Source organism: Limosilactobacillus gastricus PS3 (assembly GCF_000247775.1).
Classification (GTDB): domain Bacteria; phylum Bacillota; class Bacilli; order Lactobacillales; family Lactobacillaceae; genus Limosilactobacillus; species Limosilactobacillus gastricus_A.
The window spans coordinates 58128-80106 of sequence record NZ_AICN01000072.1 but is presented as its reverse complement, the minus strand read 5'-3'; the positions used below and the strand labels follow the sequence as shown (position 1 = coordinate 80106).

24 protein-coding genes are annotated in these 21979 nt (G+C 40.8%); 21 read left to right on the top strand and 3 right to left on the bottom strand.

The features are described from left to right. Positions 1–77: 77 nt before the first annotated feature. The 4 genes from PS3_RS08405 (at position 78) to PS3_RS08390 (ending at position 4364) form a co-directional block, all read left to right on the top strand. A complete protein-coding gene (locus PS3_RS08405; protein WP_007122664.1) occupies positions 78–920 on the top strand; it encodes a metallophosphoesterase family protein in 843 nt (280 codons plus the stop codon). Positions 921–938: 18 nt separating this feature from the next. Next, on the top strand, positions 939–2249 hold the full coding sequence (locus PS3_RS08400) for a PTS transporter subunit EIIC (protein WP_007122663.1): 1311 nt from the start codon (positions 939–941) through the stop codon (positions 2247–2249). Beyond that, positions 2246–3127, top strand: a complete 882-nt coding sequence (locus tag PS3_RS08395; RefSeq protein ID WP_007122662.1) for an alpha/beta hydrolase — start codon at positions 2246–2248, stop codon at positions 3125–3127. Before PS3_RS08400 ends, PS3_RS08395 begins: the two co-directional genes overlap by 4 nt. A gap of 148 nt (positions 3128–3275) precedes the next feature. Beyond that, positions 3276–4364: a serine hydrolase domain-containing protein gene (locus PS3_RS08390; RefSeq protein WP_040468748.1), complete on the top strand. Its 1089-nt coding sequence runs from the start codon at positions 3276–3278 to the stop codon at positions 4362–4364. Here the strand turns inward: PS3_RS08390 and PS3_RS08385 are convergent. Further along, positions 4361–5767 (bottom strand): C69 family dipeptidase, encoded by a 1407-nt coding sequence (locus PS3_RS08385; RefSeq protein WP_007122660.1) that lies wholly within the window; start codon positions 5765–5767, stop codon positions 4361–4363. The genes PS3_RS08390 and PS3_RS08385 overlap by 4 nt on opposite strands. Positions 5768–5834: 67 nt before the next feature. Between PS3_RS08385 and PS3_RS08380 the strand changes: the two genes are divergently transcribed. The 5 genes from PS3_RS08380 to PS3_RS08360 all read left to right on the top strand — a co-directional run bounded on the left by PS3_RS08380 (position 5835) and on the right by PS3_RS08360 (position 12883). Continuing rightward, positions 5835–7661, top strand: coding sequence for a cation:proton antiporter family protein (locus PS3_RS08380; protein ID WP_007122659.1), 1827 nt, complete (start codon positions 5835–5837; stop codon positions 7659–7661). A 36-nt stretch (positions 7662–7697) separates the two neighbouring features. After that, complete coding sequence (locus PS3_RS08375; protein WP_268869372.1) at positions 7698–7913, top strand: 2-hydroxymuconate tautomerase; 216 nt, start codon at positions 7698–7700, stop codon at positions 7911–7913. 72 nt (positions 7914–7985) lie between these two features. Then, complete coding sequence (gene glpK / locus PS3_RS08370; protein ID WP_007122658.1) at positions 7986–9512, top strand: glycerol kinase GlpK; 1527 nt, start codon at positions 7986–7988, stop codon at positions 9510–9512. Continuing rightward, positions 9493–9987 (top strand): hypothetical protein, encoded by a 495-nt coding sequence (locus tag PS3_RS08365; RefSeq protein ID WP_040468746.1) that lies wholly within the window; start codon positions 9493–9495, stop codon positions 9985–9987. The genes glpK and PS3_RS08365 overlap by 20 nt, the downstream gene beginning before the upstream one ends. 4 nt (positions 9988–9991) lie before the next feature. Continuing rightward, on the top strand, positions 9992–12883 hold the full coding sequence (locus tag PS3_RS08360; protein WP_007122657.1) for a YfhO family protein: 2892 nt from the start codon (positions 9992–9994) through the stop codon (positions 12881–12883). 54 nt (positions 12884–12937) lie between these two features. Here the strand turns inward: PS3_RS08360 and lexA are convergent, their stop codons facing one another. Further along, positions 12938–13564: a transcriptional repressor LexA gene (gene lexA / locus PS3_RS08355; protein WP_007122656.1), complete on the bottom strand. Its 627-nt coding sequence runs from the start codon at positions 13562–13564 to the stop codon at positions 12938–12940. A 150-nt stretch (positions 13565–13714) separates the two neighbouring features. Here lexA and PS3_RS08350 point away from each other — a divergent pair, with 150 nt between their 5' ends. After that, on the top strand, positions 13715–13966 hold the full coding sequence (locus PS3_RS08350; protein WP_007122655.1) for a DUF896 domain-containing protein: 252 nt from the start codon (positions 13715–13717) through the stop codon (positions 13964–13966). A 70-nt stretch (positions 13967–14036) separates the two neighbouring features. Beyond that, positions 14037–14261 (top strand): YneF family protein, encoded by a 225-nt coding sequence (locus tag PS3_RS08345; protein ID WP_040468745.1) that lies wholly within the window; start codon positions 14037–14039, stop codon positions 14259–14261. A 31-nt stretch (positions 14262–14292) separates the two neighbouring features. Here PS3_RS08345 and PS3_RS08340 read toward each other — a convergent pair whose 3' ends face one another. Then, positions 14293–14916 carry a lysophospholipid acyltransferase family protein gene (locus tag PS3_RS08340; RefSeq protein ID WP_007122653.1) on the bottom strand — a complete coding sequence of 208 codons (624 nt, stop codon included), beginning with the start codon at positions 14914–14916 and terminating at the stop codon, positions 14293–14295. 79 nt (positions 14917–14995) lie between these two features. Here PS3_RS08340 and PS3_RS08335 point away from each other — a divergent pair, with 79 nt between their 5' ends. From PS3_RS08335 to frr, 10 genes are all read left to right on the top strand, one after another. Beyond that, positions 14996–15751: a tRNA1(Val) (adenine(37)-N6)-methyltransferase gene (locus tag PS3_RS08335; protein ID WP_007122652.1), complete on the top strand. Its 756-nt coding sequence runs from the start codon at positions 14996–14998 to the stop codon at positions 15749–15751. Between the two features lie 10 nt (positions 15752–15761). Next, positions 15762–16022: a GIY-YIG nuclease family protein gene (locus PS3_RS08330; RefSeq protein ID WP_040468760.1), complete on the top strand. Its 261-nt coding sequence runs from the start codon at positions 15762–15764 to the stop codon at positions 16020–16022. A gap of 57 nt (positions 16023–16079) precedes the next feature. Beyond that, complete coding sequence (locus PS3_RS08325) at positions 16080–17078, top strand: D-2-hydroxyacid dehydrogenase (RefSeq protein ID WP_007122650.1); 999 nt, start codon at positions 16080–16082, stop codon at positions 17076–17078. A 138-nt stretch (positions 17079–17216) separates the two neighbouring features. Continuing rightward, positions 17217–17642 carry a MarR family winged helix-turn-helix transcriptional regulator gene (locus PS3_RS08320; RefSeq protein ID WP_040468744.1) on the top strand — a complete coding sequence of 142 codons (426 nt, stop codon included), beginning with the start codon at positions 17217–17219 and terminating at the stop codon, positions 17640–17642. Beyond that, a complete protein-coding gene (locus PS3_RS08315) occupies positions 17629–18237 on the top strand; it encodes a YczE/YyaS/YitT family protein (protein ID WP_050950904.1) in 609 nt (202 codons plus the stop codon). Before PS3_RS08320 ends, PS3_RS08315 begins: the two co-directional genes overlap by 14 nt. Positions 18238–18257: 20 nt before the next feature. Then, complete coding sequence (locus PS3_RS08310; protein ID WP_040468742.1) at positions 18258–18713, top strand: GNAT family N-acetyltransferase; 456 nt, start codon at positions 18258–18260, stop codon at positions 18711–18713. Between the two features lie 157 nt (positions 18714–18870). Then, entirely contained in the window at positions 18871–19644 is a 774-nt protein-coding gene (rpsB, locus tag PS3_RS08305) for a 30S ribosomal protein S2 (RefSeq protein ID WP_007122649.1), read from the top strand. An 89-nt stretch (positions 19645–19733) separates the two neighbouring features. Further along, the gene (gene tsf / locus PS3_RS08300; protein ID WP_007122648.1) at positions 19734–20612 is read left to right on the top strand and encodes a translation elongation factor Ts; all 879 of its coding nucleotides are present in this window, start codon (positions 19734–19736) and stop codon (positions 20610–20612) included. A 74-nt stretch (positions 20613–20686) separates the two neighbouring features. After that, positions 20687–21412 (top strand): UMP kinase, encoded by a 726-nt coding sequence (gene pyrH / locus PS3_RS08295; protein ID WP_007122647.1) that lies wholly within the window; start codon positions 20687–20689, stop codon positions 21410–21412. Positions 21413–21414: 2 nt separating this feature from the next. After that, positions 21415–21975 (top strand): ribosome recycling factor, encoded by a 561-nt coding sequence (frr, locus tag PS3_RS08290; protein WP_007122646.1) that lies wholly within the window; start codon positions 21415–21417, stop codon positions 21973–21975. The last annotated feature ends 4 nt before the right edge of the window (positions 21976–21979 follow it).

Below are 21979 nucleotides of genomic sequence, written 5' to 3'. Positions count from 1 at the left end.
TTAGAAGAAAAGAGCAATTTTCTTAAATTGAAAACTAGATGAAAACTGATAAAATTAGGATAGAATGAGGTGATCAGATGAAGCAAAAAATTGCCGTTTTGGCGGATGTTCACGGAAATTTAACTGCGCTCCAAGCGATGTACGAAGATAGCCAAAAACAGGGCGTGGATCAATATTGGTTTTTAGGTGATTTATTAATGCCAGGCCCCGGCGTGATGGAAGTTTGGCACTTACTGCAAGAAATGCAACCAAGTCTTTGTGTGCGTGGAAACTGGGATGATTTAGCTATTCATACAAGTCGCGGTGAGGGGTACTTAACTAAACCGTCGCGAATTTTCTTTGCCCGACTAGGCCAATATGTGGCCGAACAAGGGGGCGCGAGTGCGGTTAAGATCATGGAAAAATGGCCGCTCCATCAAACAGTTACGGTTGGCCCACTTAATTTTGCCCTAAGTCATAATTTGCCAGATAAAAATTTAGGTCAGGCCTTATTTCCAACGAACGACGTGACTAATTTTGATCAATTATTAACTGATTTGCAGGTTGATATTGCAATTTATGCCCATGTTCACCATCAACTCTTGCGTTATGGAAGTGATGAACGAATCATTTTAAATCCGGGCTCAGTCGGGGAACCATTTAATCATCATGAGAAATTACAAAGGGATCTGCGAGCATACTACTTAATTATGGAAATCGATGATTACGGGTTAGCTAGTCTAAATTATCGCCACGTTTATTATGATCGGGAAGTTGAATATCAGCGGGCGGTTGTGGCTAAACTTCCATATTTAGAGTTATACCGACGTATGATTGATACCGGTCGAGTGGATACCCATAATCAACCACTACTTGATCAAATGAATCAGAAATATCGGTATCGAGAACAATATCAAGCATTTCAAAAATCGCTTCATTAATAATATGGACTTGGATAAATGAAAAAACGAATTTTAGATCTAGCAATTGCCTATCGACGGAAATCGTTTATTCGCGTTGCTTATCGGACCTTTGCAACCTTGTTTCCTTTTGTTTTGATTGGCATTTGGATTCAAATCATTAATACGAACTTATTACAACCAGATGGGTTTTTATATAATGTTCTTTACCTGGCAAACTGGACGAGTACGACTTGGTTACGACCACTTCGGCTCGTGGCAACTTTTATTCAAAATATTCTCTTAGGCTTTATTGGCATTTATGTCGTTTATTTGGCGGCTTATTATACCGCTCAACTATATCAGCGTGCCAAACAGCTTGCTGGAGTCACGGGTATTGTCGTGATGCTGATGGCCAGTTATCAAGCTAGTAATCGGACCGGGAATTTTTATAGTTCCTTAAATTGGCGAATGTTGTCTTTACAGAATCTCTTGTTGTCCCTAGCCATTGGTTATTTGATTGGCCAAGTCTTTCGCTGGTTGAGCCCAGCAACTTCAGCAACGCATAATCCGCATACCCTTGAGATTCAAAGTCGGGCCCAGTGGAATCTAAAACCGATTATAGTTTCGTTAATTATTGGGATCGTATTAGGAGTTGGGATGAATCTTGCTAATTATTTTGCCATTAGCGATAGTGTTATTACGGCCTTGAGTGATTGGGGAGCTGGTGATTCGCACTTCATTATAAAATTATTGGTTATGATGCTGATCAGTCTTTTACAATGGTTGGGACTTTATGACCCAACTAGTACGTGGTTCACAACCGGAGATTCAGCAGAATGGAACGCTAATTTAAGTTATGTCTTATCCCATCATTCCATGTATCATGTTCCTTATCCTTTATCTGGTGTTGAATTATATTCTTCATACGCAGTTTTTGGCGGGGTCGGTTGTACCTTAGCTTTATTGATTGCTTTTGTATTGGTGAGTCGGCGATTAGAGAATTTACGGGTCGCCCGTTGGAATATGATTCCCGTCTTGTTTAATAATAGCGGGGCCTTTTTCATTGGCTTGCCCGTAATTTTAAACCCCATTTTCTTGCTGGCGATGATTATCATTCCAGCCATCAACATGCTGATTGCGGCGGGGGCTGTTATGATTCATTTAATTCCAACCCCAGTGTTTGATTATCCTAATGGAACGCCGACTTTTTTGGTGTCTTTTATTGGAACTAACGGGAACTGGGCTTCGGTGATTTTTGCAATTTTATTATTCTGCTTAGATATCATTATGTATTTACCAGTTGTCCGAATCTATATTGAAATGCAAAATGAGATTATCAAACTTGATCTAAAGGAGGACCAGCAATGAAATGGCGACGACTCTTTTCAGATCAAAATAATAGTCGAAAAAAGAATCGGTTAATAATCACCATGGTTAGTTTAGTTTTAATCATGCTCTTTATTCCGACTTATTTTTGGACGAAAACGAATCATAAGGTGATGTATGACCGTTATAATTCTCGGATGTCCCCAATTATCATGGTTCCGGGGAGTTCGGCCTCAATTAACCGTTTTAATTCCTTAGTTTCCTTACTAAACCAGGACACTAATCGGAAACATAGTCTCTTAAAGATTGAGGTTGAAAATAACGGGAAACTGGAGTATTCGGGGAAAATTAATAAAAACGATCGGGAGCCCATCATTGTGGTGGGTTTCGAAAATAATCATGATGGCTATTCTAATATTAAAAAGCAGGCCACCATGTTGAACCAGGCTTTTAAGAGCCTGTCGACGCGATATCATTTTAATAACTTCAAGGCCTTTGGCCACTCCAATGGGGGATTAATATGGACCCGGTGGATCGAAACCTATTATGCAGATTATAGCGATCAGATTGAGCTAAAGACCTTGATGACTGTCGGGACCCCTTATAACTTTGATGAAACATCCACATCACGGCCAACGCAAATGTTAAGTGATTTCATCAAAAATCGGCGTAAAATTCCCACTGATTTAAATGTCTTTGCCATTATCGGGACGCAGAGCTTTACCTCGGATGGTTTAGTTCCGGAAGCGAGTGCTCAAGCCGGAAAGTATGTTTACCAGAATCAGGCTAAGTCATATACGACCTTGACGGTTTCCGGCGATAATGCGCAACATTCAAGTCTGCCACAAAATCGTCAGATCATCCAGATGATTGAACAATATCTGATGGATACTAATCGGGGCACGAATAATAGCCGTTAAATGATCGAAAAAAGCAGCCAGATGGTTATGACCTTCCGGCTGCTTTTAAAGCTGTAAATTAAGATTCATGAACTTCAATAAAAAAACTTATCGACTTCATGAATTGCGATGCAGATTTCATTATGATGGGGGCAGAGGAATTTAAAATATGAAAAAGAAAATTGGTTTATTTATTTTAACACTCTTGGTGGTCGGGTTCGGATGCTGGGAACAGGCGCAAGCTGCCTCAACCAAGACAATCAAACAGACTATTAACCAATTGGTTAAGCAAAAAGGCTTTTCGGGGACGATTACGGTGGTCAAAAACGGTCGGGTAATCATTCAAACCAGTCGTGGTTATGCCAATTATGCAAAAAAACAACCTAACCGTAGCCAAAATCAGTATCAAATTGCTTCAATTCAAAAGTCGATGACCGCCGAAATGATTGCCAAGCTCGCCAGTCAAAAGAAGTTAACCTTAAATGACAAGTTAAGTAAATACTATCCCAAAATAAAGAATGCTGATCAAGTAACCCTGCGCCAGTTACTGAATATGGTTTCTGGGCTGAAAGTCTCATCAACTATTTCATTGCATTCCTTTAAGAGCCAACAGGCCTATTTAAATTATCTGGGCTCCCATGCAACTATTCAGACAAACAAGATTGGTCAGTGGCAGTATTCGTCCTTTAATTATAATTTACTGGCGGGCATTGTCGAACAGGTTTCTGGAAAAAGCTATCAGCAGTATTTTAAACAAGTGATTGCTAAGCCGTTAGGAATTAAGAATTATAGTTTTGTCACTAAGTTCAGTTCTAACGTCGCTCAGGGATATTACAATCGTGGTTTAAGTCATTATCAGGCTGCCGGCAAGTTAGGGAAAACCAATCAGTATATGTCCTTTGGTGCTGGGACGATCGCAATGTCCGGTCAAGATTTATACAAAGTTTTAGCTGCCATGTTATCCGGAAAATTAATTGGTACTGGCAATGCTCAAGACTTGTACTCCAGTAAATATTTGTCAGGAACTACTTATACGGCCGGCTTTTATCATGTTGGTCAACAATTAATCAAAAATCAGGCCACCTACCATATGCATGGGCGCCAATCTGGGGTCGATACCGCTGTTGAGATTTCGGCTGACGGGCAAAATGCAGTGATTGTTCAATCAAATAATGGGACCCTAACTAGTGGTGGCACGATTAATCATGTCATCGACTTACCAATTTACAAAAAATTAGTTGGTTACGATGATAATTAAAGATTATCATCAGTATTGAAATTTAAGGGACTATCGTCTGTTAAGTCGGTTAATAAGCGCATCGCTAACTTTTGATATTGTTCTAAGGTCCAAGCAGCAAATTGATTATTCCGTTCGTTGATCAATGATGAATGTTCTTCAATCGGGGTGGTATTTAGCAATTGATCCATTTCATGAATAAAAGTCAATGCTTGTGTTGTTACGGTTTGTTGTACTTCATTCAGTAAGGGCCAGCCTATTTTGAGGTTGTGGTCAATAAGGACCCCGACGTGTTTATAGACCCAATAAGCAGAATCCAAGGAAGCTGGTAGGCTTCCTTTTTGATATGCAGGGAGGGTTTGCGTTAATCCATTATAAAAGGGAATAAAGTTACTTTGCGCCCCCACGCCCATCGATAGCCAATGCAGATTTGCGCTCGGCCGATTCATTTGTAAGAGATGAGATTCTTGCGTTTTGGCTAAACTAATTGGTCGATAGCGACGACTGGCGACTTGATCTGGGCCATTGAGTGGATCATAAATGGTCCCTTGGAAATGAGAATTAAGATATTTTTGTGCATCCAAGATAGATAAGCGTTTTTCTGGTCGCATGATAAAGGGCAGGTTTTGATCTTCTGGATGCTCATCTTTGGCTGCTTGAGGGCTAAATAAGTGGTGACCATACCATACTCGCGGTGTGCTATAAATAGCATCAGCAGGAGTAGCCGTTCCAAAAATTTGGCGAAAGTTGAAAGTGCCGGGATGGGGATTGAGTTGATGTTGGTTAACGAAATTAACGATCTCTGGATGGTACATGAAATTAGTCGAGTCATTAAAATCAATTTCTTGAATGGCTAATTGATTGCCCGCGACGGCATAGGCATTGTCGGGGATTCGTTGAGCGACCCAGTAATGACCAGACCCGATTTCCATATACCAGGCTTCCTCGTTATCCGCAAACAAAATACCATTCGTTTCACCCGTTCCATATTGAGCGATTAAATCGCCCAATCGTTGTACTCCAGCCCGTGCTGATTTAACAAATGGGAGCACTAGGGTAACCATAGCTTCTTCGTTAATGCCGTTTTCAACATAGGGATCGGCACTTAAAACTAAGTCATTAGAATAGGCTGATTCAGTGGCACTCATGGCAACGTCAAACTCGTTAATGCCATCCTCTTCAAATAGTCCTGCTTGATCTGTCCATTCTGGAGTGGCGGAATAACGATATGATGGCTGGGGCAGTGGAATCCTTACCCCGGTATCCTTTGAGATAAATTCGGCTGGTAAACCACCATGAGGGTGAACAATAAAGTGTTTTGGCCAGGAGGATTTTGAATCTTCGTTTCGCCCGATAATGATGGAATGGTCAATCGTGGCATTTTTCCCAATTAAAATACTAGTACAAGCAGATAATTCATTCATTTAGGTTTCCTCAGATATATACGTTATAATAAGATTTGATATTAATTTTAGAGAAGGTAGCAAAAAGATGCAATTATCTATTTTCATAGTTATGGCAGTAGCTTTAGCCGTCCCAATCTTAATGGCTCGGTTTAATGTTACCGCCGTGCCCACTGCCATTGCAGAAATTGTGATTGGGATGTTAATTGGTCAGAGTGGGTTTGGTTGGGTCCAGACCAACAGTAGCTTAACCCTTTTATCGTCGCTCGGTGTGATTATTTTAATGTTTCTCTCGGGGATGGAAATTGATTTTTCTTTATTTAAACGAGCGGAAAAACCCAAGTCAGGGGCTAACCCTGTCAAAATGGCGACTGGCGCTTTCTTGATGAATGTGGTCATGGCTTTAATCATTGCCACCATTTTAAAGTTTACGGGTCTCTTTACGGACTTATTCTTGTCACTGATTATCTTTACCACAGTGGCATTAGGCGTGGTCATTGCGACCCTAAAGGAAAAAGAGATTTTAAGTCGCCCGGTGGGGCAAACGATTCTTTTAACAGCTGTGTTTGGTGAAATTTTCCCCATGTTCATGCTGACGGTTTATGGATCGATTAATGGCGGCAATGCCCGTGGCATCTGGTTGATTGTCTTACCACTAATTGTGGCAATTATTCTGTTAAATCGGTTTAAGCAACCTTATCTATGGTTTGCTAAAATGACCAAAGCCACCACCCAATTGGATATTCGGCTCGCTTTCTTCTTGATTTTTACTTTGGTGATTGTCGCTGAACGGGTCGGGGCAGAGAATATTCTCGGGGCCTTCCTAGCGGGGATGGTCATGAAATTATTGGAACCATCGGAAGCCACGATGGATAAGTTAACATCAATTGGCTATGGTTTCTTTATTCCTATTTTCTTTATCATGACCGGGGTGAAGTTGGATTTACGTTCTTTATTTGCGAATCCCAATGCGCTTGCCTTAATTCCGGTAATGGTGGCAAGTTTCATTCTGGCCAAAATATTTAGTTTCTTGGTTTTCCGTCGTCAATTTTCCAACCGTAATTCTTTTGCGGCAGCCTTTTTAACTGTCACAACGATTACCTTGGTTTTACCATCACTTCAGGTTGCACGAAATCTCAAGATGATTAGCGCCACCCAATCTGATGCGGTGACTTTAGCTGCGATTGTGGTATGTATCATTTCGCCAATCATTTTTAATAGCACTTTTAAGTTAGAAAAAGCTGACAAGATCAAACAGCGGGTCGTTTTTATTGGGACCAATATTTTGACCGTTCCAATCGCTCAGCAGTTATCCAGTAATTGGTATGATGTTCGGATGGTCACCAATAAGTTAGAGAACTATCAGGTTTATGATAGTGAATTTGATAATCTAACTTTAATTGAAGAGATTTCGGCTGATAAACTATTGGATCAAGGATTTTTAGATGCTGATGTAATCGTATACGGTTTTCGTGATGATAAGCTGAATGCCAAGTTATCATTAGCTACAAAGGAGCACAGTAATGCCCGTGTCATTACTAGCTTCCAAAATCGTGAATATCTTGATCAGGTGTTTGATAAATTGGCTGCAGCGGGAATTGAAGTCTTTAATCTCTATCAGGTTCAATCAACTTTCTTGCGGGAATGGATTGAGTCACCATCTCTAATTCAAATGTTGCAGGACAATGAAGCCGGAATCTTTGAAGTCGAAATTCGGGATCATCGGTATTCTGGCCAACAGTTAATGGCCTTGCCATTCATTGATAAGATGACGATTAGTCGAATTCGCCGTGGCAAAGAATGGATTACTCCTCATGGGACGACGGTGATTGAATATGGTGACCGTCTGATCTTTACAGCTAAACATCATCGCGATGTGGTAGCGATTCGCCAGGCCTTAAGCCAACCAAATTAAGAAATCAAATTGCGATAGATAACTGATTTATGGTATATTGATAGTAAATTTCAGGAGGCGCAAACTATGCCATTAGTACACATTGATTTGATTGAAGGTCGGACTGACGAACAATTACGCAACCTTGTTAAGGATGTTACAGAAGCTATTTCAAAGAACGCTAATGTTCCTGCTGATCGGGTTCATATTGTTTTAAATGAAATGCGGAAAGATCGTTACAGTGTTGCTGGCAAAATGGCCGACGGCAAGTAATGATTAATATTTTAGTGTTGTAGGGGCTGGGAAGTTATTCCTAGCCTTTCTTTTATGACTTGGAGCAGACCAGTGAACAACGAACAATATATTCTAGCGATTGACCAGGGGACCACTAGCTCGCGGGCTATTATTTTTGATCATCAGGGGCAAGAAGTGGCCATCGCCCAACAAGAATTTCCGCAATACTTTCCCAAACCAGGGTGGGTCGAACATGATGCCCTCGAAATATGGGACAGTGTTCAATCTGTAGTTTCGGAAGTGATGATCAAGAGCCAGATTAAACCATATAGAATTGCAGCCATTGGGATCACGAACCAACGGGAAACTACCGTTATCTGGGATAAAGCAACTGGGCAGCCAATTGCCCATGCCATTGTTTGGCAATCGAAGCAAACCAGTGACTTGGCCGAAAAATTGATCGCGGATGGCTATACTGAATTAATTCATCAAAAAACTGGCTTAGTTATTGATTCCTACTTTTCCGCTACCAAAATTAAATGGTTACTTGATCACGTTGAAGGCGCTCGGGAGCGAGCCCAACGGGGTGAATTGTTATTTGGCACGATTGACTCTTGGCTATTATGGAACTTTACAGGGGGGCAAGTTCATTCTACGGATGTCACCAATGCTAGTCGTACCATGCTCTTTAATATCCATGATTTAGACTGGGATCAGGATATTTTGGATCTCTTAGATATTCCGCGAGCCATGTTGCCGACCGTGAAAGAATCATCGGCGATCTTTGGCTATACTGGTGACTATCATTTTTACGGCGTTCAAATTCCGATTGCAGGAATTGCGGGGGATCAACAAGCTGCATTATTTGGTCAGACCGCTTTTCAACAAGGTGATGTCAAAAATACCTATGGAACAGGAGCTTTTACCGTTATGAATACGGGGATAAAGCCAACGCTTTCCCAAAGTGGTCTCTTAACGACAATCGCTTACGGTTTAAATGGACAGATTAACTATGCCTTAGAAGGTAGTATCTTTGTGGCTGGATCGGCTATTCAATGGCTACGAGATGGTCTAGCGTTTTTTGAACATGCCAGTGATTCAGAGAAATTAGCCACCGAGGCGGAATCCACCGGTGGAGTATATGTAGTTCCGTCATTTACGGGACTAGGGGCTCCATATTGGGATCAAGAAGTGCGCGGTGCCATGTTTGGCTTAACTCGGGGAACGAGTCGCGCTCAGATCATTCGGGCAACCTTGGAGGCCATTGCCTTTCAAACTCGGGATGTGGTTGATACGATGGTTAAGGAAACCCAATTACCTTTATCACGTCTAGCGGTGGATGGTGGAGCATCCCGAAACAACTTCTTATTACAATTCCAAGCCAATCTTTTACAAACGACCATTGTTCGCGCCCAAATTGAAGAAACGACGGCCCTCGGGGCAGCCTTTTTAGCTGGATTAGCGGTTGACTTTTGGGAAGATCAAGCAGAGTTAGTGAGTTTGAGTCATGCTGGGCAACAATACCAACCGAAAATGTCGGCAACCGATGCTAACCAACGCTATCAAGGGTGGCAGCGAGCCATCAAAGCCGTTCGCTTTTATAGTCATGGGGGATTAGATGATAATTCAACCAAATAAAATGCAAGCTCAATTAGAGCAACTTATTCAACAGTCGGGCCTTGCTTATCTTACTTTGGATGAAAATTTTTTATTAAATCTTGCTGATCAGTGGACAGAAATGACTAATAGCCAATTGGTTGTCGGCTCTGAGGCTGCTAATTTGTATTGGCAGGCGACTGGACAATGGTGGCAGTCAGTTAAGAAAGCACCGGATAAGGTTAGTCAATTAACTCCTTTTGAAGATCAGGTTCAAATGCACAAGGCGATTGATGATACGCAGCGGTTAATTAATCAAGCGATGCGATCGGTAGAAACCTGGGTTCAAAGGAATGAAGATAATGCTTTTATTAGCTCGGGGAAAGTGGTGCAGTTGATGCTGCAGCGTTTAGCAGATTTTCGGTTAAGCGGTCAGTCACAAGAAGAGCTTCAATACATCAACGCTTTTTGGCAAACAATGCTGAAGGTTTGGACGCAGAATATGGGTGGAGAATAGTAGAATGAAATTTTCGTTTGCACCACGGACTGATAAACGACAATTATATTTAGGTTATACGATTTTATTTGTATTTATTGCGGCCTGTTTATATTGTCCATATCTAATTGCAGGAAAGACTTTAATCTGGGATACGGATGCCTTTAATCAGCATTTACCCTTATTGGCCCAATATCGACAATTGGTTTGGCACTGGCTTTTGCATCCTTTTAGTTCACTCAACTTTTGGTCCTTTAATTGGGGCTTGGGAACCGATACTTTTCAGGTTTTTTCTTACTACACGATTGGTGATGTCTTTGCATATATTGCCCTACTTTTTCCGGCAGCTAAAATTACTCTAGCTTATCAACTTACGATTGTTATACGGATGTATTGTGTCGGTTTAGCCTTTGTTTATTTTGCCCAACACTTACCCTTTTGTAAACTTGTTATCTGGGGCGGCGCCGCGACTTATTTAGTAAATTCCTACTTGCTTTATGCCAACGTTGCCCAGCCTTTTTTTACAACGACTTTCATTATTTTTCCCCTAATTATCATTCAAATTGAACGGGTTTTACAGGGGCGTTCAGCTTGGCCGCTGACCTTGGTTTTTATTTGGATGCTAATTAATAACTATTACCTGGCCTTTATCTTAGGGGTGGGGGCGATTATTTATCTTGGTTTACGGGTGGTTACCTTTTATCGGCATCAGCTTGATTATGGGCGGACATTTTGGAAATTAGTCTTCGCGACCGTTACTAGCTTGCTTGTATCAGCGGTCATGCTGATTCCAGAAATTATTGCCGTGCGGTCCTCAACACGAATTGGTTCTGTCTTTGCGAATGGCTTGACCACTTATCCCCAATACTATTATGTCCTGTTAGCCAAACAATTAATAAATGGCGATGATTGGGACTTTATGTATTGGTCAGCGCTTGGGATGACCAGCGTGATTGTGGTTGCTCTAGTGTATGTTTATCGTCATGCAAAGCAATATCCTTTGATTACTATTAGTCTGGGTGCCAGTTTAGTGATGATGTTAATCCCGGCGGTTGGAGCCCTGTTTAATGGTGGAATGTCGCCATCCAATCGATGGACGCTTTTGATCTATTTGCCATTAGCGACCAGTATTATGATCTTGTTAGAGCATCTTACGAAAATTGATCGCACAACACTTAAATGGATGGTTGGGATCAGTTTAGTGTATTTAATGACCGTCGTAGCCACTTATATGTTTAAAAATGATGATGATCTTTTTGTCCCAGTGATCTTCTTATTATTGTCTTTGTTAATTGTGGGGGCGGCCTATTATCGAGCGGTAACGCACCCACTTAATTGGATGATTGGTTTAATCTTATTAAACGTAGGTTTTAATGCGGTTTATGCGGCCTTACCATTTAATGGGAGTTTTGCAAACCAAATGCTGACTAAGGGTGAATATCAGCAAATCGCTAAGCAGCGGTATGGGGGGCTCGATAAATCCCTTAGTCGGTCCTTAACTTACCGAATTAATACGATTAGCAACAATCAAACGACGGGGCAAGAAAAAACCTATAATGATCTAACTTCCGGTTTAGCCTCGATTAGTTCTTATTTTTCATTACAGAATCAATATCTAGGACTTTTTAGTCAGCGCTTAGGAAATTCGCAATATGAAACGAATATTCCATTACAACAAGTTGATGATCGGACGGTGTTGAATAATTTCTTAGGGGTTAAGTATATTTTTGCGCAGACCACCACGGATGATGATACGAAGGTACCAAGTGGTTACTTTGTAGATCAAACTACGGAGCCAACGGTTAATTATGATCAAGGTCAATCGTCTGACGCTACCAAAACATCGGATTTAAAAACGACGCAAACAGTTCGGTATACGACCAAGAATGCCTTTCCGCTTTTGTACTGGCAAAATACTTATATTAGTCCAGCTACGTATCGTCATTTGTCAGCGACTGCTAAAGAGCGGGCCTTAGCAAGTGGGGTGGTCGTTAATAGTTCAGCAGCGAAAAAATGGACCACTGGCATGAAAAAAGCCAACCTGTCGGGGAATGTTCAAGTAATTGCCACTCAATTATGGAATAATCGGTTACAAAAAATGAATGGTCAGTCGGTGACGGTTACCGATCCCGATGCCAAGTATTACCTACGACTCCAAAAACAAACAAGTGCACATCAGAACGAATTACATTTGGATATTAAATCAATTCACTACCAACCATTTTCGATGAAGAAAACCTTGCAGTTAATGGCGGATCATCTACGGGAAACGACCCTTGAACCAGGGGCAATGATTAATCAAGTCTTTACTAATTATCAAAATTGGCGTTCCCTGTTTTTAAAGGGTTATCCTGATATGAGCTATCTTTTAACAGCAAGCAATAAATACGGTGATGAAACTTTAGAGCAACCAGCGCAAAGTAAAACTTCCTTCTTTAAGGTGGTCACCAGTGGCGTTTTAAATCTAGGTGCCTACGGCAAACATTTATCATCTCAAGTGACCTTAACTACGAATAAATTAGGAAAATATCGGATTTCCTATCAGTTAGTGGCGGAACAACTGGGGACCAAGTATCGTCAAGAAGTTCGGCAAATCCAAGCCCACGGGTTGAAGAATTTAAAGATCTCCCAGAATCAGATTAGTGGGAATCTTACTACTAGTCAGGTGGGAATCTTAACTTCATCAATTCCATATTCTAGTGGGTGGACTGCTACGGATAATGGTAAAACCGTGCGTTTGGTTCGCACTAATAATGCCTTTATCGGTCTACGGTTAAAGACAGGGCACCATCATATTGTTTTACGGTATCATGTACCAGGGCTTAAAGCAGGGATGCATGTGAGCCTAATTGGTTTACTTTGGTTAATTATCTCAGCGATCTTTACGCTGAATTGGAGAAGAAAGACAATTAATTAGATGCAAAAAAAAAGACCCTTGACGCCAAAATGGCGCAAGAGTTTTAGTTGTTCTTTAGAAAATATTATCGCGGAAAAGACCAACAACTTTACCAAGAATTACTACTTGATCAAGAATAATTGGTTCCAAATCATCATTTTCTGGTTGTAGTCGATAGTAGCCGTCTTCCTTATAGAATCGTTTACAAGTGGCCTCATTTTCAGCAGTCATGGCAATCACGACATCACCATTGTTAGCAGTTGATTGCCGACGAACGATGACCTTATCACCGTTCAAAATCCCCATCTTGATCATACTGGTTCCTTTGATAGTTAGCATAAAGAGATCATTATGGTCTTGAATTGAAGGGGGAATTGGGAAGAAATCTGTCGCATCTTGTTCCGCTAAAATTGGTTCCCCAGCAGCAACTTCACCCAAAAGAGGAATTTCAGTTTGTTCAGGAGTAATTCCTAGAGCATTTAAACCTTGTTGAGTAATTTCTAAGGCTCGTGGCTTAGCAGGATCTTTATGTAAATATCCTTTTTCAATGAGGCGATTAATGTGACCGTGAACAGTTGAAGTCGAAGATAAACCAACCGCCGCACAAATTTCACGAACTGTTGGCGGATATCCGTGAGCGTCAACTTGTTTGTTGATATAACTTAAGACGGCCATTTGTTTATCGATGGATTGTCGTGGCATGATCATTGTCTCCTCTAGTTAGAATAAATTTAGTTTATCATAGGAACAAACGTTTGTAAACGTACGTTCGTAAAAACGTGACATAACTTGAAATCATGGAATAGGTTGAGTAAACTTATGGCAGAATAAAAGTGATAGGGGACATTAAAAATGCCAGAATCAAAAGAACAAACAGAACTTTTAAAACGGATTAATGAGCTTGCCCATAAAAATAAGGCAGAAGGTTTAACGCCGGCTGAAAAAGCCGAACGCAAAAAGTTACGTGATCAATACTTGAAAAATTTCCGGGAGGCCTTTCGGAGTAATATCGAATTAATGCAAATTTATGATGACAATGGTAAAGAAGTCACTCCGGAAAAGATAAAAGAAATCCAACGGAAACGTGGCTTACGTGATGATTAAGAATTTATTCAAAAATTAGGCTAAATCGTGTATAATAGATCAACGTATATTGAGAAGGGAGGAAATAACCGTGGGAATTACAATTACAGTAGCAATCATTGCATTGTTGGTTGGAGCCATCGCTGGTTTTTACGGTGCACGTAAGTACATGGAAAACTACTTACGTAACAACCCGCCAATCTCAGAAGATATGTTACGAACAATGATGATGCAAATGGGTCAAAAGCCATCTGATCGGAAATTACATCAAATGATGCAAACGATGAAGGCACAAGCTAAAAAATCCGGTAAATAGCCAAAAATAGAGTGACGCGATCGACGTCACTCTATTTTTTTGGAATTTGGTAATGATAATTCGGGTTGATCTGGTGATCCAATTGATCAAATTGAGTTTGAATTTGGGTTTCAAGATCGGCTTGGACCTCGTCTGTTAGCTTGGTTTTACGATCAATATAAATTGGTTTGCCAAAAGCGACCTGGCGACGATTCCGCCATGAAAATAATTCTTTTAGATTCGTCGGTCCCTGATACACAGCCGGAACAACGGGGACATTAGCCATCTTAGCGATTAGAAGGGCACCCCCCTTCATCTTTTTGGAATAACGGGAGCCGGTTGGGAAAATAATTGTCGATAATTCGGTATCCTTTAACATTTTAACCGGGCCTTTGATGGCTGACATTCCAGGGTTTTTCCGATCGACCGGATAGGCATGCAAAGAGCGAATAATCCAAGATCCAACGGGATTTTTAAAGAGTTCTTGTTTTGCCATGAAACCAAATTGTTTAGGGTAAGCCGCTAAAGCCAGTAAAGGTGGATCCATCCAAGTTCGATGAGGGGCTACTAAAACATAATTTCCTTGGGGTAAGTTTTCCTTGTTATAAACCTTTTGACGTAAGTTGATTAAGGCAAGCAAAGGGGCAAAAATATAATAGACCAGCCGATAGAGCATATTGTTTCCTCACTTAAAATGTTATCATGATCAGTATGAACAATTACCTAAAAAGTTGCAAGTCAAAAGGAGAAGATCAATGCAGGTCCCATTACAAGCTGACGAACGAATTGATCAATTAAGTAGTCAAGGGGTTCAGATTATTCAGAGTAGCCAAGTCTTTGCCTTTTCCCTCGATGCGGTATTATTAGCCCATTTTGTGCCTGAAAATCATCGTCAACATTTAAAAACGGTTGACCTTTGTGCGGGAAATGGGGCAGTTGGCTTATTTTTAAATCAACATCTTGGTGGTCAGATCTGGGAAGTTGAATTGCAAGCCCGCCTAGCTGATATGGCCCTACGGAGTATCAATCTTAATGGCTTAGGTGACCGCTACCACGTCATTAATGATGATTTAGCTAATGTTTATGATTATCTACCAAAAGACAGTGTTGATATCGTTACCTGTAATCCGCCGTACTTTAAGGATGATCAACACAGTCAAAAGAATCCTAATCAGTATTTAGCTATCGCGCGGCATGAAATAAAAACTAATTTAGCGACCGTTGTGGATCGAATGAGTGGACTTTTAAAAATGAATGGTCATGCTTATATGGTGCACCGACCGGATCGGTTAACTGAAATTTTATCCACTATGGAAGCGTCAAGGCTAGTGCCGAAACGTCTGCAGTTCATTTGCCCTAAACCACAATGGGAAGCTAACATGGTCCTGATCGATGCCATTAAGGATGGTCGCCCAGGCGGATTAAAAGTTTTGCCGGAATTTATGGTGGCTGATGAAAACGGTGAGTATCAACCAGCAATGAAGGAGTTATTGTACGGTGACGGAAAGTAAGCCTTATTTTATGTATGTCTTGTTGTGTGCAGATAAAACCTTTTATTGTGGTTTTACTGATGACGTCCAACGACGCTTAGCTACTCATGAGGCTGGCAAGGGAGCTAAATATACTCGGCCAGCGAAACGCCATCCTTTAAAATTACTTTATCAAGCCGAATTTGCCACGAAACAAGCTGCTCTTCAAGCGGAGTATCAATTTAAACATTTACGTCGGGATCAAAAAGAAGAATTTTTACGTGAACATGGCGTGAATGGTTTCACAATCTGACCTAAAAGGTGTATGATGAAAACGTAATCTTAATTGATAGAAAAGGAGAAATCGATTATGAAGATTTTAGCTTATGGTGTTCGTGATGACGAAAAGCCATTCTTAGAAGAATGGGAAAAGCAAAACCCAGATGTTGAGGTTAAAGCAGTACCAGAATTAATTACTGATGAAACCGTAGAATGGGCTAAAGGCTTTGATGGCGTTGATGTCTACCAACAACTTCCATATACTGACACCGTTTTTGAAAAGTTGGCTTCATATGGCATCCACAATGTCTCGTTGCGAAACGTTGGGGTTGATAACATGAACCCTGAAGCAGTTAAGAAGTATGATATGAGGGTTACGAATGTGCCGGTATACTCACCAGCTGCAATTGCTGAATTTTCAGTTACCCAATTGCTAAACTTGTTGCGGCGGACGAAGGAATACTTCCATAAGTTCGAACGCAACGATTACCGTTGGGCACCACAAATTTCTCACGAATTAAATGACCAAGTTGTTGGGGTTATTGGGACTGGTCATATTGGTCAAGTTGCCATCAACATTTACAAAGGATTCGGGGCAAAGGTAATTGCTTATGATGTTTACCACAACCCAGAATTAGAAAAGGAAGGGCTCTACGTTGATACGCTGGAAGAATTATACAAGCAAGCAACAGTAGTGACCTTACACATTCCTTTGTTCCCAACCACTGAACACATGTTAAATAAAGAAGCCTTTGATCAAATGAAAGATGGCGTCTTTGTGGTTAACGCATCTCGGGGACCATTGATTGATGAAAAAGCCTTAATCGATGCCTTAGACTCAGGAAAGGTTGCTGGTGCTGCTTTAGATGTGCTTGAAGATGAAACTAAGGTCTTCAACCATGATATGGCTGGCAAGAATATGGACTATCCAGAATTCTGGAACCTGAATACTCGTGATAACGTCTTGATTTCACCACACACGGCTTTCTATACGGATGTCGCTGTTAAGAACATGGTTCAATATAGTCTTTCAGCTAACAAAGACTTGATTGAAACTGGTGAATCTGACAAGTTAGTTAAGTTTGACTAACAAATTTAACAAATTAGTTATAAAAGCTGGAAATTAGGGAATTATCCTTAATTTTCAGTTTTTTTTGAGATTTTAGTTGAACTTTTAACTATTTTTGTGTATTATGGTTGAAAGTTCAACTATTCGAGGTGAGTTTAATTGGAAGTTAATAGTCAAATCTTACGAATGATCGGGAAAATATCGCGAATAATTAATACTGAGTCGAATCATGATTTTAAGCAGTTTGGTTTAAAAAATGGTCAGAATAGCTTTTTAGTCCGAGTTTGTGAACATCCAGGAATCCATGCGAATGAATTAACTGCCATGATGAATGTTGATAAGTCAACAACAAGTAAGGCAGTACAAAAACTTGTGCAAATGGGCTATTTAATTAAAGAAATCGATCAGGCTAATCGACGTGCAGTCCGTTTGTATCCAACCGAACGGGGGGAAGCAGTATTTCCTGAACTAATTCGAAATGAAAATCGTCAGTTAGCGGATGGCCTCAAAAATTTCAGTCAAGAAGAGATCAAAGGCTTAGAAGAGCTTGTAAAGAAAATGAGCGATAACTATGAAAGATCATAATTTTATGAAGTTGGGGCGGTTAATGTTCGGCTTCGGTTTTAGCGCCATTGGAATTGAATATGCCATTAAAGCTCAAATAGGTTTAGGACCATGGGATATTTTAAATCAGGGTCTTGCAAGCCGTTTACACCTTTCTTATGGTTTGGCGTCTATCCTGATAAGTATGTTAATTGTTGCCGTTATGTTAATTGGGGGAGTCAAGGTTGGCTGGGGTACCATTTTGAATATCACCGTCACCAGTATCCTAATTGATCTGATTGCTAGGCTTAACATTATTCCATATGCGCAAAATTTTCAGCAGGGAATTATCATGAGCCTTATAAGTATGATTTTTACGGCTTTTGGGAGTTATTATTACTTATCTTGCCAATTAGGTTTTGGACCTCGGGACGGTTTAATGTGTTTACTTGTGACTAAACTCAAAATTTCAATTAGTTTTGCTCGAATTGGTTCGGAAGGAATAGCATTTCTCATTGGTTGGTTGATTGGTGGACCGGCTGGACTAGGAAGCTTGATTTTTGTGATTGGGAGTGGGCCAATTATGAAATGGGTATTTGACGCTTATAACTTTAAAGTGCAATCAATCTCAAATTAGATATAAAAAGGAGAAAGATAATGAAAATTGTTGATGGAAAAAATTATTTAAGTGATGTCCGAGAATTAATTGAGGAGTATACAAAGTGGTTAGGACGTGATTTATCATTTCAAAACCTGGATCAAGAATTAGCTGATATTGCGGCTAAATATTTGGCGCCAGAAGGTGAAATCTTGGTAATTGTGGACGAAGGCATCGTGCAAGGAATGGTAGCCTATCATCGTCTCTCAGATACACGCTGCGAGATTAAGCGTTTATATGTTCGGCCAACCTATCGCGGACATCATGCTGGTGAAATATTATTAGAAGAAATCTTAGACCATGCTAAAAAAGCAGGATATCAAGAAGCGGTTTTGGATACGATCGAGCCTTTAAAAGCAGCCATCTATTTGTATCATAAAATCGGTTTTGCGGAATGTGCACCATACTATGATAATCCAATGGATGATGTCATTTACATGGCAAAAACTTTATAGTTGAAAGGCTTGCACATGCAAGCCTTTTTATGTATACTATTTGTCGGTGTTAAAACCAAATTCGCACCCGATTGTGATGGTGATGATTGTGCCTTGCGGTGTTATTGCCAGCAGAACAACGGGGAGGAAAAACTAATTATTTTGGAGGAAATTACTCATGCCTGTTGTAAGTATGAAGCAATTACTTGAAGCTGGTGTCCACTTTGGTCACCAAACACGTCGTTGGAACCCTAAGATGGCTGAATACATCTTTACGGAACGGAATGGGATCTACATCATTGACCTACAAAAGACGGTTAAGATGGTGGACTCAGCCTACAACTATGTAAAAGATGTTGCAGCAAACGGCGGAATAGTCTTATTCGTTGGTACGAAGAAGCAAGCCCAAGATTCTATCGAAGAAGAAGCTAAGCGGGCTGGTCAATACTACATTAACCACCGTTGGTTAGGTGGTACTTTGACCAACTGGAAGACGATCCAATCACGGATTAAGCGTCTTAAGGAATTAAAGGAAATGGCTGAAGACGGCACTTTTGATCGTCTTCCTAAGAAGGAAGTTGCTGTGTTAACTAAGCAACGTGAAAAGCTTGAACGTTTCCTTGGTGGGATTGAAGATATGCCACGGATCCCAGACGTACTTTACGTTGTTGATCCACACAAGGAACAAATTGCTGTTCGTGAAGCCCAAAAGCTTCATATTCCAATCGTTGCAATGGTTGATACTAACAGTGACCCTGACGATATTGATGTGATTATTCCATCAAACGATGACGCAATTCGGGCCGTTCGCTTAATTACCGCTACCATGGCTGATGCTGTGATCGAAGGTAAGCAAGGTGAAGATGACCAAGACGCTCCAGTTGAAGAAGCTGGAGAAGTTTCTGAAGATTCATTGAAGGATCTTAAGGACAGCGTTGAAGGTAACAACTAAACAAAATAGTTAATACTTAGGCTGTTTTGCAGGAAGGACCATCTGGCCTGAGTGCAAAACAGTTTTTTTGAAAATTAAGGAGAAATAAAATGGCTGAAATTAGTGCTAAATTAGTAATGGAATTACGTAAGAAGTCTGGTGCCGGTATCATGGATGCTAAAAAGGCCCTTGTTGCTAGTGATGGTGATATGGACAAGGCAATGGACTACTTGCGTGAAAAGGGAATTGCTAAGGCCGCTAAAAAGAGCGATCGCATTGCTGCTGAAGGTTTAACTAACATTGTGGTTAATGGCAACACGGCTGCAGTTGTTGAATTAAACTCAGAAACTGACTTTGTGGCTGCTTCGGATCCATTTAAAGAAGAATTGGCTGAAGTTTCATCTTTGATTGCTGAAAATAAGCCTGCTGACGTTGAAGCGGCACTTCAAATTAAGACTGCTAACGGAACGGTAAATGATGACTTAATTGCCACTACCCAAAAGACTGGTGAAAAGGTTAGCTTACGCCGCTTTGAAATTGTCGAAAAGAATGATGGTGACAACTTTGGTGCATACTTACACCAAGGTGGTCGGATTGCTGCTTTAGTAGTTCTTGAAGGGGCAGACGAAGAAACTGCTAAAGATGTTGCAATGCACGTTGCTGCAATTAATCCTGAATTTATGACTCGTGAAGACGTTTCAGCAGAACGTTTAGCTCATGAAAAGGAAGTCTTTACTGAAGAAACTTTAAACGAAGGTAAGCCAGCTAATATTGTTGACAAGATTGTGGAAGGACGTTTAAACAAGTTCTTATCACAAATTTGTTTAGCAGACCAAGACTTCGTTAAGGATTCTGATCAAACCGTTGCTCAATTTGTTGCTTCAAAAGGCGGTAAGTTGAAGTCATTTATTCGTTATGAAGTTGGGGAAGGGATCGAAAAGAAAGAAACTAACCTCGCTCAAGAAATCAGCGAACAACTTAACAAGTAATCTATGTGGGAGGGGCGTACCGGAAGAGACGATGGACGCCCCTTTCTTCGAGTAATCACTTGGAGGAGGAAAATATGACGGAAAACATTAAATACAACCGAGTTGTAATGAAGCTAAGTGGGGAAGCCCTGGCTGGCGAACAAGGTTTTGGGATCAACCCACCTGAGATCCAAACGGTTGCTAAGGAATTAAAAGAGGTTTATGAACTCGGGGTTGAAATCGCCATTGTCGTTGGTGGCGGTAACATGTGGCGCGGCATCACTGGTGAAAAGCTAGGGATGGAACGGGCCCAAGCTGACTATATTGGGATGCTGGGAACTATTATGAATGCCCTATCCTTACAGGATGCCTTAGAATCTCTTGATGTGCCAACCCGGGTCCAAACGTCTATTGAAATGCGTCAAATTGCTGAACCATATATTCGGCGCAAGGCAATTCGACACCTCCAAAAGGGTCGGGTGGTAATTTTTGCCGGTGGAACCGGAAGCCCATATTTCTCAACAGATACAACGGCTGCTTTACGAGCAGCTGAAGTTAATGCTGATGCTATTTTGATGGCCAAGAATGGTGTGGATGGAGTCTACTCAGCAGATCCCAAGACTAACGATGATGCGGTTAAGTATGAACGGTTGACGCATATGGACATTATCCAGAAGAAGCTCCACGTTATGGATTCCACGGCAAGTACCTTATCAATGGATAATGACATTCCGTTAGTGGTCTTCAACTTAAATACTCCAGGTAACATTTTAAAAGTTGTTAAAGGTGAAAATATCGGAACTACCATCGAAGGAGAATAAATATGACTGGAAAAGAAATCTTAGCAGAAGCTAAGAACAAGATGGCCAAGTCAGGTGACGCTTTAAAGCGGACTTTGGCTGATATTCGGGCTGGTCGGGCCAATGCGAGTGTTCTGAACCCAGTTCAAGTTGAATACTATGGAGCGATGACGCCATTGAATCAATTAGCTTCCATTAGTGTTCCGGAAGCTCGCCAATTATTAGTAACCCCATTTGATAAGTCTACTTTGGAAGATATTGAGCATGCGATTTATGCTGCTAACTTGGGCTTAACTCCCCAAAGTGATGGGACAGCAATTCGATTGGTGATTCCGCAATTGACGGAAGAACGGCGGAAAGAACTGGTTAAGGACGTCAAAGCCGAACTTGAAAATGCGAAAGTTGCCGTTCGAAACGTTCGTCGTGAAGCAATGGACGAATTAAAAAAGGGCAACAAGGCAGGCGACTTTAATGAAGATGAATTCCATGATTTGGAAAAACAAGTTCAAACTGAAACCGATGAAGGAATTAAGAATCTTGAAGCCATTGCCGAAGCTAAAGAAAAAGAACTCTTAGAAGTATAAGCAA